This is a genomic window from Pseudomonas sp. PA1(2017), assembly GCF_001945375.1.
In the GTDB taxonomy this organism is placed as follows: Bacteria; Pseudomonadota; Gammaproteobacteria; order Pseudomonadales; family Pseudomonadaceae; genus Aquipseudomonas.
Window position 1 is genome coordinate 272,804 of sequence record NZ_MSXU01000015.1, and the last position, 12,390, is coordinate 285,193.

Annotated in this window: 9 protein-coding genes; 5 read left to right on the forward strand and 4 right to left on the reverse strand. The window is 64.5% G+C overall.

What is annotated here, in order from left to right; translation table 11 throughout:
* Nucleotides 1–5 precede the first annotated feature (5 nt).
* Together parC and BVH01_RS21885 are read left to right on the forward strand one after the other, a co-directional pair.
* Nucleotides 6–2,255, forward strand: coding sequence for a DNA topoisomerase IV subunit A (gene parC / locus BVH01_RS21880; protein WP_075932345.1), 2,250 nt, complete (start codon nt 6–8; stop codon nt 2,253–2,255).
* 254 nt (nt 2,256–2,509) lie between these two features.
* Nucleotides 2,510–3,214, forward strand: a complete 705-nt coding sequence (locus tag BVH01_RS21885) for a membrane integrity-associated transporter subunit PqiC (protein ID WP_083651887.1) — start codon at nt 2,510–2,512, stop codon at nt 3,212–3,214.
* 10 nt (nt 3,215–3,224) lie between these two features.
* On the opposite strand, the gene BVH01_RS21890 is transcribed toward BVH01_RS21885, so the two are convergent.
* Entirely contained in the window at nt 3,225–4,166 is a 942-nt protein-coding gene (locus tag BVH01_RS21890) for a LysR family transcriptional regulator (protein ID WP_075932347.1), read from the reverse strand.
* A 142-nt stretch (nt 4,167–4,308) separates the two neighbouring features.
* On the opposite strand from BVH01_RS21890, the gene BVH01_RS21895 reads away from it, so the two are divergent.
* Both BVH01_RS21895 and sstT read left to right on the forward strand, forming a co-directional pair.
* Nucleotides 4,309–5,697 carry an L-serine ammonia-lyase gene (locus BVH01_RS21895; protein WP_075932348.1) on the forward strand — a complete coding sequence of 463 codons (1,389 nt, stop codon included), beginning with the start codon at nt 4,309–4,311 and terminating at the stop codon, nt 5,695–5,697.
* A 230-nt stretch (nt 5,698–5,927) separates the two neighbouring features.
* Nucleotides 5,928–7,169 carry a serine/threonine transporter SstT gene (sstT, locus tag BVH01_RS21900; RefSeq protein WP_075932349.1) on the forward strand — a complete coding sequence of 414 codons (1,242 nt, stop codon included), beginning with the start codon at nt 5,928–5,930 and terminating at the stop codon, nt 7,167–7,169.
* 57 nt (nt 7,170–7,226) lie between these two features.
* Here the strand turns inward: sstT and BVH01_RS21905 are convergent, their stop codons facing one another.
* Nucleotides 7,227–8,411, reverse strand: coding sequence for an NAD(P)/FAD-dependent oxidoreductase (locus BVH01_RS21905; protein WP_075932350.1), 1,185 nt, complete (start codon nt 8,409–8,411; stop codon nt 7,227–7,229).
* Between the two features lie 271 nt (nt 8,412–8,682).
* Here BVH01_RS21905 and BVH01_RS21910 point away from each other — a divergent pair, with 271 nt between their 5' ends.
* A complete protein-coding gene (locus tag BVH01_RS21910; RefSeq protein WP_139315582.1) occupies nt 8,683–9,417 on the forward strand; it encodes an ABC transporter substrate-binding protein in 735 nt (244 codons plus the stop codon).
* 4 nt (nt 9,418–9,421) lie between these two features.
* Here the strand turns inward: BVH01_RS21910 and BVH01_RS21915 are convergent, their stop codons facing one another.
* Entirely contained in the window at nt 9,422–10,657 is a 1,236-nt protein-coding gene (locus BVH01_RS21915; RefSeq protein WP_075932351.1) for a diguanylate cyclase domain-containing protein, read from the reverse strand.
* Nucleotides 10,658–10,975: 318 nt separating this feature from the next.
* Nucleotides 10,976–12,355 (reverse strand): ATP-dependent RNA helicase DbpA, encoded by a 1,380-nt coding sequence (dbpA, locus tag BVH01_RS21925; protein WP_075932352.1) that lies wholly within the window; start codon nt 12,353–12,355, stop codon nt 10,976–10,978.
* Nucleotides 12,356–12,390: the final 35 nt, after the last annotated feature.

The following is a 12,390-nucleotide window of genomic DNA, read 5'->3' on the forward strand; positions in this document are numbered from 1 at the left end:
CACGCATGAGCGAAACCCTCGATCTGAGCCTGGACGGCGTCGAACGCCGCTCCCTTGCCGACTTTACCGAGCAGGCTTATCTCAACTACTCCATGTACGTGATCATGGATCGCGCGCTGCCGCATATCGGCGATGGCCTCAAGCCCGTGCAGCGGCGCATCGTCTATGCGATGAGTGAGCTGGGCCTGGACGCTGACGCCAAGCACAAGAAGTCGGCGCGTACCGTCGGTGACGTGCTCGGCAAGTTCCACCCCCACGGCGACAGCGCCTGCTACGAGGCCATGGTGCTGATGGCCCAGCCGTTCAGCTACCGCTACACCCTGGTCGATGGGCAGGGCAACTGGGGTGCACCGGACGATCCCAAGTCGTTCGCCGCCATGCGGTACACCGAGGCGCGCCTGTCGCGCTATTCCGAAGTGCTGCTCAATGAACTGGGCCAGGGCACCGTGGACTGGGTGCCGAACTTCGACGGCACCTTGAATGAGCCGGCGACCCTGCCGGCGCGCCTGCCCAACCTGCTGCTCAATGGCACCACCGGTATCGCCGTGGGCATGGCCACCGACGTGCCGCCGCACAACCTGCGCGAAGTCGCTGCCGCCTGCGTGCGTCTGCTCGATGAGCCGAACGCCACGGTCGAGCAGTTGTGCGAGCACGTACAGGGCCCGGATTACCCGACCGAGGCGGAAGTCATCACGCCCCGCGCCGACCTGCTGAAGATCTACGAAACCGGCCGCGGCTCGGTGCGCATGCGCGCCGTGTACAGCGTCGAGGATGGCGACATCGTGGTCACCGCGCTGCCGCATCAGGTATCCGGCTCCAAGGTGCTCGAGCAGATCGCCAGCCAGATGCAGGCCAAGAAGCTGCCGATGGTCGCCGACCTGCGTGACGAGTCGGACCACGAGAACCCGTGCCGCATCGTCATCATCCCGCGCTCCAACCGCGTCGATGCCGACGAGCTGATGACCCACCTGTTCGCTACCACCGATTTGGAGTCCAGCTACCGGGTCAACACCAACGTGATCGGCCTGGATGGCAAGCCCCAGGTCAAGAATCTGCGCCAGATGCTGCGCGAGTGGCTGGAGTACCGGGTCGGCACCGTGCGTCGGCGCCTGCAGTTCCGTCTGGACAAGGTCGAGAAGCGCCTGCACCTGTTGGAAGGCTTGCTGGTCGCCTTCCTCAACCTGGACGAAGTGATCCACATCATCCGCACCGAGGAGCATCCCAAGGCGCGCCTGATCGAGCGCTTCGAACTGAGCGAGATCCAGGCCGACTACATCCTCGACACCCGCCTGCGTCAGCTGGCGCGCCTGGAAGAGATGAAGATCCGCAGCGAGCAGGACGAGCTGATCAAGGAGCGCGATAAGTTGCTGGCGCTGCTGGGCAGCGAGGCCAAGCTGAAGAAGCTGGTGCGCAAGGAAATCCTCGAAGACGCCGAAAAGTATGGTGATGACCGCCGCTCTCCGATCGTTGCCCGTGCCGAAGCCCGAGCCCTGTCGGAAACCGAGCTGATGCCCACCGAGCCGGTGACCGTGGTGATTTCCGAAAAGGGCTGGGTACGCTGCGCCAAGGGCCACGATATCGACGCCACCGGCCTGTCCTACAAGGCCGGCGATGGCTTCAAGGCCGCCGCGCCCGGGCGCTCGAATCAGTACGCGGTGTTCATCGATTCCACTGGACGCAGTTATTCGCTTGCCGCCCATTCGCTGCCGTCGGCCCGTGGTCAGGGCGAGCCGCTGACCGGCCGTCTGACGCCACCGCCGGGTGCCTCCTTCGAGTGCGTGCTGCTGCCCGATGATGAGGCGCTGTACGTGATCGCCTCCGATGCCGGCTACGGTTTCGTGGTCAAGGGTGAAGACCTGCAGGCCAAGAACAAAGCCGGCAAGGCGCTGCTCAGCCTGCCCAATGGTGCGCGCGTAGTGGCCCCGCGGCCGCTCGCCAACCGCGAGGAAGACTGGCTGGCCGCGGTGACCACCGAGGGCCGCCTGCTGCTGTTCAAGGTCGCCGACCTGCCGCAACTGGGCAAGGGCAAAGGCAACAAGATCATCGGCATTCCCGGCGATCGAGTGGCCAGCCGCGAGGAGTACCTCACCGACCTGGCCGTGCTGCCGGCGGGCGCGACCCTTGTGTTGCAGGCTGGCAAGCGTACTCTGTCCCTGAAGGCCGATGACCTCGAACACTACAAGGGCGAGCGCGGCCGCCGCGGCAACAAATTGCCGCGTGGCTTCCAGCGCGTGGACGCCCTGCTGGTCGAGTAGGGCTGCTGGCCAATGGCCTGGGGCTGGAGTTAACGGGCGGTTTATCGGATGATACCGCCCCTCGCATGCCCGCCGGACGGTGGGCCATCTGCCACCCTAGTATTCAGTCGTCGGGTGGCAGGCGCATTGCATGTGGACAGGGATTATTGGCATCGCATCGGCACTGGCCGACGCGATGATTTATCTATTTTTTGTTATTGGCTTTTTCACCTGTAGCCACGATCGCTGGCCCTGTCGCCAGCCGGAAGATATTGATGATTGCTAAGCGGCTTCCTCTCACCCTGCTTCTCACCGGTCTGCTGATGCTGACCGGTTGCTCGCACCTGATGCCCGTCTCCCTCTACCAGCTCGATGGCGGCCCGGCACCGACCAAGACTGCCGACAAGGACGGCATGAGCGTGTTGCTGGGCCCGATCACCGTCGCCGATTACCTGCAGCGCGAAACCCTGCTGCAGCGCCAGGACGACGGCAGCCTGAGCCCCGCCCTGACCTCGCGCTGGGCCGGTAGCCTGGCCACCGACCTGGATCGCCAGGTGCTGCGCCAATTGTCGAACCGCATCAACAGCCAGCGCCTGGTGCTGGCGTCGGACAACCCGAATTACAAGGCCCAGGTGCAGGTGCTACTGTCCGTCACCCGCCTGGATTCCGGCCCGCACCAGCCTGCGGTGCTTGAAGGTCAGTGGCGGCTGGTCGGCCGTGACGGGCAGTTGCTCGACACCCGCCTGGTGCGCTTGGAAGAAAAGCACAAGGGCTCGGTCGCCGATCAGGTCCGCGCCCAGAGCGAAGTGGTGCAGCAGTTGGTCGCGCAGCTGGCCACCGCGGTGAAGAATCACGGCAACACCCCGCTCGCTGCCGAAGAGCCACGCCGCAAGGCGCCGGTGCCGGCTGCCCGGCAGGAGCCACCGAAGATGCCGGTGGCCGAGCCGATTCGCATCGACGCCGAAGTGTTCCGCTTCTGATGCCGGCGGGTCAGGCCTGGCCTGACCCGCTTTCGGCGTCTTCTCGCTGATAGCCCTCCAGCACGCCCGCCGTGCGCACCGCCTCGTCGAGAAAGACGGTGACGGCCGGGTGCTTGCGTTCGCCCTTGCGGTAGGCCAGAAATATCTTGCGTTGAATTGCCGGTGCCAGGCGCACGGCGGTCACGCCTTCCACCGGCCGTAGCAGGCGCAGGCCGGAAACCACCGAAATCGAATTGCCGGAGGCGACCATCGCTGCGACCATTTCGAAGCCTGCGCAGTGCGCATTGATGCGTGGCGTGAAGCCCGAGCGGCGGCACAGGTTGGTGATGAATTCGCCGAACGAGCTGTTGGTGGAGTCCAGCGCCCAGGCTTCGTCCTGCAGGTCGGCGATGGTCAGTGTGGCACGTGATGCCAATGGATGACTGACGGGTAACAGCACGTGCAGGCGATCCTCGGTCAGTGGAATTAGCTCGTAATGTTCCTGGCGCGCCTTGCTGGCACCAGCCAGGTCATCGACCACCGCCACGTCGATCTGCCAGGCGTTCAATGCGCTGAGGCTTTCCTGGGGCTCCAGGTCGGCGACCACCACCTCTAGGCGCGGATAGGCCTGGCGCAGGTTGTGCACGATGGGCGCGACCAGTGCCACGGCGATCGAGGGAAATGCGGCGACGCGCAGTTCGCCGGCGATCTCGCTGCGCATCTGCGCGAGCTCCGAGCGCGCCTCGTCGAGAATCACCAGGATCCGCTCCACATGGGCCACCAGCCGCGTGCCGGCCGGCGTCAGTACCACGCCACGGCCGCGCCGCTCGATCAATGCCACGTCGGCCTCGCGTTCCAACTGCGCGACCTGTTGGGACACGGCAGACGGCGTCAGGTGCAGGAACTCGGCAGTGGCCGCCATGGTGCCGCAACGGGCCAGCTCGCGAAGGGTGCGCAGACGGATCAGATCCATGACGGATGCCCGATAGGTAAGATTCTCTAATCAATACGGTAAGAATAAATCAGTATACATAACGTAAGTGGGCTTTTAGATTTTTCTCACCGACGGCGCCTGACCGTGCGCCCGTCCTCACCCAACAGAAGAAAAATCAGCCATGGCCGTCAGCGTATTCGATCTGTTCAAAGTGGGCATCGGCCCATCGAGTTCACACACCGTTGGCCCGATGCGTGCGGCCGCCTTGTTCACCCATGCGCTGGAGAACCAGGGGCACATGCCGAGTGTGGTGCGCGTGGTCGCCGAGCTGTACGGCTCGCTGGGCGCCACCGGCAAGGGCCACGGCAGCGACAAGGCGGTGCTGCTGGGGCTGAGCGGCTACGAGCCGGATACCGTGGATGTCGAGCAGGTTGCCGGCTATATCGACGCCATTCGCACCGACAAACGTATCGTGTTGCCAGGCGGTCACGCGGTACCGTTCAATGAAAAAACCGACCTGAAGATGATCCGCAAGGCGTTGCCACTGCATGCCAACGGCTTGCGGTTCGCGGCGTTCGACGCCGCCGGTATTCAGCTGCACGAGGCCACCTACTACTCGGTGGGAGGCGGCTTCGTGGTCAGCGAGGCGGTGCTCGCCGACGGCTCCAAGCACAAGGTGATCGCCCCGGACGCCACCGCGCTGCCGCTGCCGTTTCGCACCGGTGCGGATCTGCTGCGCTTAAGCCGCGAGTACGGTGTGGGCATCGCCGAGATCATGCGCCGCAACGAGCGCCACTGGCGCACCGACGAGGAAATCGACAACGGCCTGCTGGCCATCTGGAAAGTGATGCAGGGTTGCGTCGAGCGCGGCTGCCGCACCGAGGGCATCCTGCCTGGCGGCTTCAAGGTGCGCCGGCGCGCAGCGATCCTGGCGCGCAAGCTGGGTGGCTTCCAACGCAGCTACACCGAAGATCCGCTGCGCATGCTCGACTGGGTCAACTTGTGGGCCCTGGCGGTCAACGAAGAGAACGCCGCCGGTGGCCGGGTAGTCACTGCGCCCACCAACGGCGCCGCCGGCATCATTCCCGCCGTGCTGCATTACTATGCCAACGCCATTTCCGGTGCCACCGAGCGCGGCATCATCGATTTCCTGCTCACCGCCGGGGCGATCGGCATCCTGTACAAGGAAAACGCTTCGATCAGTGGCGCTGAAGTCGGCTGCCAGGGCGAAGTCGGCGTGGCCTGTTCGATGGCTGCCGGCGCCTTGTGCGCCGTGCTGGGCGGCACTCCTGAGCAGGTCGAGAACGCCGCCGAGATCGGCATGGAGCACCACCTGGGCCTGACCTGTGACCCCGTCGGCGGCCTGGTGCAGATCCCTTGCATCGAGCGCAACGCCATCGCTTCGGTGAAGGCCATCAACGCGGCGCGCATGGCGCTGTACGGCGACGGCGCGCACTACGTGAGCCTGGACAAGGTGATCAAGACCATGCGCGAAACCGGCGCCGACATGCTGACCAAATACAAGGAAACCGCTCGCGGCGGCCTGGCCGTCAATATCATCGAGTGCTGATTGCCGCCGCCCGATATCTGCGGCGAGCCTCCGAGGCTCGCCCGGCTGACTAACACCAGGTAACACGTCCCCGCCTGACCTGGCGCACCATCTGGGTAGCGCTGTCGCCCCTTGCGTCCCTTATAATCGCGGGATGTCTTGGGGTGACCTGCCCGGTTGGCGTGGTTCATTCCCTTGCTGACCTGTCCCCCAATGCCATCAAGCCTAGAATTCTGGACAGCGTCTACAACATGAATACTCTTAAACGCATTGCTTCCGCCTACTCGAATACCAGCCTGGTGCTACGCATCTTCATCGGCCTGGTGCTCGGCATTCTGCTCGCCTATTTCGCCCCGGACGCCGCACTCAAGGTCGGTCTGCTCGGCGAACTGTTCGTCCTCGCCCTGAAGGCCGTTGCGCCGGTGCTGGTTCTGGTGCTGGTGATCTCGTCCCTGGCGGCCCACCAGAGTGGCCAGCCCACCCACATTCGTCCGGTGCTGCTGATGTACCTGATCAGCACCTTCAGCGCCGCAGCCCTGGCGGTGTGCGCCAGCTTCCTGTTCCCGACCATGTTGTCGCTGGACGTCGGCTCGGCCGAAGGCAACCCGCCGGGCAGCATCATCGATGTGCTGCACAACCTGCTGACCAGCATCTTCGTTGGCCCGGTGCAGGCGCTCAATACCTCCAACTACATCGCCATCCTGGCCTGGGCGGTCGCCCTCGGCCTGTTCCTGCGCCACGCCGCGCCGAGCACGCGCACCATGCTGCACGACGTGTCCAACGCCTTCACCCAGGTGGTGCGCTTCGTCATCAACCAGGCGCCGATCGGCATCTTCGGCCTGGTTTCCAGCACCCTGGCCGAGTCCGGTTTCGAGGCGCTGTATGGCTATGCGCGGCTGTTGATGGTGATGATCGGCTGCATGCTGATCGTGACCCTGGTCATCAACCCGCTGCTGGCCTACCTGAAGATGCGCCGCAACCCGTATCCGCTGCTGTTCACCGTGCTGCGCGAAAGCGCCGTGACGGCGTTCTTCACCCGCAGCTCGGCGGCCAACATCCCGGTCAACCTGCGTCTGTGCGAGAAGCTCAAGCTCGACAAGGACACCTACTCGATCACCATCCCGTTGGGTGCGACCATCAACATGGCCGGCGCGGCGATCACCATCTCCGTGATGGCGCTGGCGACCACCCATACCCTGGGTATTAACGTCGACCTGCCGACCGCGCTGCTGCTGTGCGTGGTGTCGTCCCTGGCGGCGGCGGGCGTGTCCGGTGTGGCCGGAGGTTCGCTGCTGCTGATCCCGATGGCGACCAGCCTGTTCGGTATCGACACCGAGATCGCCATGCAGGTCGTCGCCATCGGTTTCGTCATCGGCGTGGTGCAGGATTCCTTCGAAACGGCGCTGAACTCCCACACTGACGTGGTGTTCACCGCCGCCGTCTCCTACGCCGGTGAGGCGCGTGCGGAGCAGGACAATCGGGTCGACGCATAACCCGTTCTGGTAATGAAGAACGCGTCCCAGGGCGCGTTTTTCATGGGTCGCTGTCGCCTACGCGTACTGCGCCGCGGCGTAGCCGGAGGCCCAGGCCCACTGGAAGTTGAAGCCGCCCAGGTGGCCGGTCACGTCCAGCACTTCGCCAACGAAATACAGCCCGGGTGACTTCAAGGACTCCATGGTCTTGGACGACACCTCGCGGGTATCGACCCCACCCAGGGTGACTTCCGCCGTGCGATAGCCTTCGGTACCGGCCGGCACCAGCTGCCAGTCGGCCAGGCGCTCGGCAATCGCCTTCAACTCGGCCGGGGTGTATTGCTTCATCGGCTTGGAGGCGAACCACTGGTCGGCCAGCAGGCCAGCCATCTTCTTGGTGAACAGCTCGCCCAGCAGGGTTTTCAGTTCGCTGTTGGGCCGCTCGCGCTGCTGGGTCTGCAGCCATTCGGGCAGGTCGATGTGCGGCAACAGGTCGATGCTCACCGTGTCGCCGGGCTGCCAATAGGAGGAAATCTGCAGAATCGCCGGGCCACTAAGGCCGCGGTGGGTGAACAGAATGTTCTCCACGAAGCTCTGGCCGTTGCAGCTGACCCGGCAATCTTCCACCGAGGTGCCCGACAGCTCCGTGCACAGGGTCTTCAATTGCGGGTCGGTAAGCGTGAAGGGCACCAGGCCGGCTCGGGTCGGTAGCAGCTCGTGGCCGAACTGGCGGGCGATCTGGTAACCGAAGCCGGTGGCGCCCAGGGTCGGGATCGACAGCCCGCCAGTAGCGATCACCAGCGACTCGCAGGTGACCGCGCCGACGCTTGTGGCCAGGTGGTAACCGTCGCCCGCGCGTTCGATGGCGCTCACCGAGGTATTCAGGCGCAGATCGACGCCGACCTGCTGGCACTCATCCAGCAGCATGGCGAGGATGTCGCTGGACTTGTTATCGCAAAACAGCTGGCCGAGTTTCTTCTCGTGGTAGGGCACGCCGTGCTTGGCGACCAGGGCGATGAAATCCCACTGAGTGAAACGCGCCAGCGCCGACTTGCAGAAGTGCGGGTTGTGGGAGAGGAAGTTGCCGGGCTCGCAGTACATATTGGTGAAGTTGCAGCGCCCGCCGCCGGACATCAGGATCTTCTTGCCGGCCTTGTTGGCGTGGTCGAGCAGCAGCACGCGGCGACCGCGGGCGGCGGCGGTCATCGCGCACATCAGCCCGGCGGCGCCGGCACCAATGATGACAACCTGGGGTGAAAGCACGGCATGGTCCTCGTACGCTGGGCGCCGGCATGGCTGGGCCGACGCGAAACGGCGCAGTTTACCTGAAGGGCTGAGGGCGCTGTGGTACGGAATCTGCTCGGTTACGCTGGCGCGCCGATGCGTTTTTTCGAACCCCTGACGCGGCGTTCGGGTCTAGCGAATAAGGGCCGATAGCGAGCTGCACTGGCTTTTTGCCGCTATCTTGTCTATCAGCCTTTTGATCATGCGTCAGCGTGATCCTTTTCTCCTCCATCTGCAGGGCTTGCCACCATTGAAAACCTGGCGCGTCTGGTTGCTGTCGCTAGTGCTGTTGCCGTGGGCTGCGAGTGCGCAGCCCCTGCGTCTGGTCGCCGACAGCTGGCCACCGTTCACCGATCAGCGGCTACCAGGCAACGGCGTGGCAGTGGAACTGGTGAGTACCGCGCTGAGCCGTGCCGGTTACGCCAACGACTATCGAGAAGTGCCCTGGCAGCGCGCCGTGCTGGGGCTGCAGCGCGGTGACTACGATGTGCTGATCACCGCCTGGTACAGCAAGGAGCGGGAGGCGTTCGGGTATTTCTCCGCGCCCTATCTGGTCAACCGCATTCGTGTGGTGCAGCGTAAGGGCGCGGGCATCGTTTTCGATCAGCTCGCCGATCTCCATGGCCACCAGATCGCGGTGCGGCGTGGCTATGCCTATTCGCCGGCATTCACCGCCGACGACCAGATGCAGACTGTCGAGGTCAGCAGTTTCGAGAGCGCCGCGCACATGGTGCAACGCGGCCGAGTCAGCCTGGCGCTGGAGGATGAGTACGTCGCCCGCTTCCTGTTCAACGACTCGCTGAAGGCGATCGCCGACGATCTGGAGTTCCTGCCGATGCCCCTGAGCGAGAATGGCCTGCATATTCTCATTCGCCTCACCCATGTCGAGCATGCGGAGATCGCCCGCCGTTTCGATGCTGCCATCGCCGCCATGCAGGCCGATGGCAGCTATGCGGCGATCATGACGCGCTACGGTCTGCAGTGAGCGGTCACGACCAGTTGGTGCGTCCGCGACCCTGATGCTTGGCCTGGTAGAGCTGCTGGTCGGCCAGGTGCAGCAGGCTTTCCAGATCCTCCGGGGGGCCGTGGTGGATACCGGCGCTGAATGACAGTGGCGGGGCGCCCACAGCGTATTTCAGCTGCCTGCAGTGCGCGCGCAGCTGGTCCAGAGCCTGGCCCAGCTGCTCGGCAGGTTGCGCGCTGACCATGGCGAATTCCTCGCCGCCCAGGCGCCCGAGCAGCGTGTCCGGGAAGGCGGCGCTGAACGCGCGGCTGAAGGCGATCAGCGCGGCGTCACCGGCGGCGTGGCCGTGTTCGTCGTTGATCTGCTTGAACAGGTCCATGTCGAGCATCGCCACGCTCAGCGGGTAGCCTTCGCGCTGCGCCTGCTGGAACTGCTGCAGGCCCTGCTCGTAGAAGGCGCGGCGGTTGTTCAGGCCGGTCAGGGCGTCGTACTGCGCGGCTTTCTTCAGAGCGCGCAGCATGTCGCGGCGCTCCAGAGTGGAGATCACCCGGCAATTGAGTTCCTCGGGGCAGAACGGCTTGCGCAGGAAGTCATCGGCGCCATGCTTGATGAACATCGCGCTGAGTGAGCCCTTGGTGTCGGCGGACAGGCCGAGAATCACCAGGTCGTTGCGCTTCATCTTCTGGCGCAGCAACTTGACCAGATCGAAGCCACTGATGCCCGGCATGCTGTGGTCGACCACCAGCAGGTCGATGTCCGGCTGCTCCTTGAGAATGCGCAGGGCTTCGTCACCGTCGTGAGCGTCGATGATCTGGTAGCGATGGGGCGCCAGTACGTGGCGGATGAAATTGCGCGTGGCCTCGGAATCCTCGGCAACCAGGATCTTCACCTGGCTGTTGCTCTCCAGGCGGTGCAGCAGGCGAAAGGCGTACTCGTAGGAGTGCTGGCTCTCCTTGAGCACGTAGTCGACGACGCCCTTGAGCAGCAGGTCGTCGCGACGCTTCTCGTTGTACGAACCACTGAGCACGATGCAGGGCAGGGCGTAGCGCATCACCAGGTCGACGCTTTCGCCGTCCGGCGCGTCGGGCAGGTGCAGGTCGACGATGGCGGCGAAGAACAGATCCGCCGAGGTTTCCAGCATCACTTCGGCTTCGCCGAGGGAGGCGCAGAACACCGGCTGCAGATCCGGCTCCTGGCGGAACAGGTGATCGAGGATCTTGAGCACCAGCGGGCTGTCTTCGATGACCAGAATATTGCGCACGGAACCCCCTATGCCCGCTCTGCCATTGGCTTGATTCTAGGGTCTATTGACGTTTCAACGCGAGCCGCGTTGCCGCGAGAAATCTCGCCAGGCCGGGCGGCGATCCGCTAGGCGGAGGACGCAGGGAATGGCTGTTCCCTTGCCAAGTCCTCCAACAACGCATGGCGAGATTTCTCGCGCAACCCGCAGGGCCGGGCCCGTTTTTGCGCGATGCGGCGTTACTCGATGGCTCATTTGGCCTGCCAAACTTCGCATCTCGTGCCTTGCCTCGCGCAAAAACGGGCTCCGGCGCGGCCGTGCGTGAAACGTCAACAGACCCTATAGCGTGCGCACGCGCAGCGAGCGACCTTTTATCTTGCCTTCGCTCAGGCACTTGAGCGCTTTCACGGCCAGGCTGCGTTCGACGGCGACGTAGGCCTGGAAGTCGAAAATGGCGATCTTGCCGACCTGCGCGCCGGGAATGCCGCCCTCGCCAGTGAGGGCGCCGAGAATATCGCCGGGGCGCAATTTATCTTTGCGCCCGGCGCCAATGCACAGCGTCATCATCAGCGGCTGCAGCGGCGCGCCGCCTTGATGTTTCAGGCTGCTCAGCGGGTGCCAGTTCAGCGGCGATTTCTGCAGGTTCTCGATGGCTTGGGCGCGATGACCTTCGGCCGGGGCAACCAGGCTCATGGCCAGACCTTTCTCGCCGGCACGGCCGGTGCGGCCTACGCGGTGGATGTGAATTTCCGAATCGCGCGCCAGTTCGACGTTGATCACCATATCCAGGCCGTCGATATCCAGGCCCCGGGCGGCCACGTCGGTGGCGACCAGCACCGACAGGCTGCGGTTGGCGAACATCGCCAGCACCTGGTCACGCTCGCGTTGCTCCAAATCGCCGTGCAGGGCGGCGGCGGAGATGCCCTTGGCGGTGAGGTGGTCGACCACCTCCTGACATTGCTGCTTGGTGAAGCAGAAGGCCACGCAGGAGGTCGGACGGTAGCTGTTGAGCAGCTTGACCACGGCGTCCATGCGCTCTTCCGGGGCGATTTCGTAGAAGCGCTGCTCGATCTGGCTGTCGTCGTGCAGCGCCTCGACCTTGACCTGTTGCGGGTTGCGCATGAAGGTCGCCGACAGCTGCTTGATGCCGGCTGGGTAGGTGGCCGAGAACAGAAGGGTCTGACGGCGCTCCGGGGTCTGACCGATGATTTCGGCGATGCTGTCGTAGAAGCCCATGTCGAGCATGCGGTCGGCTTCGTCGAGCACCAGGGTATTGAGGCCGTCCAGCTTCAGCGTGCCCTTGGCCAGGTGCTGCTGTACGCGCCCCGGGGTGCCGACGATGATCTGCGCGCCGTGCTCCAGGGAGCCGATCTGTGGGCCCATGGGCACGCCGCCGCACAGGGTGAGAATCTTGATGTTGTCTTCGCTGCGGGCCAGGCGGCGCAGTTCTTTGGCGACCTGGTCGGCCAGCTCGCGGGTCGGGCACAGCACCAGCGCCTGGCAGCCGAAATAACGCGGGTTGAGCGGCGCCAGCAGGCCGATGCCAAAGGCCGCGGTCTTGCCGCTACCGGTCTTGGCCTGGGCGATCAGGTCCATGCCCTTGAGCATCACCGGCAGGCTCTGCGCCTGGATGGGCGTCATCTGCGCGTAACCGAGGGACTCGAGGTTAGCCAGCATGGCGGGCGACAAGGCAAGCGAGGAGAAAGCGGTGGCGGTCACGGTACGGGCCTGAAGAGCGTTCGGAAAGAGCCCTA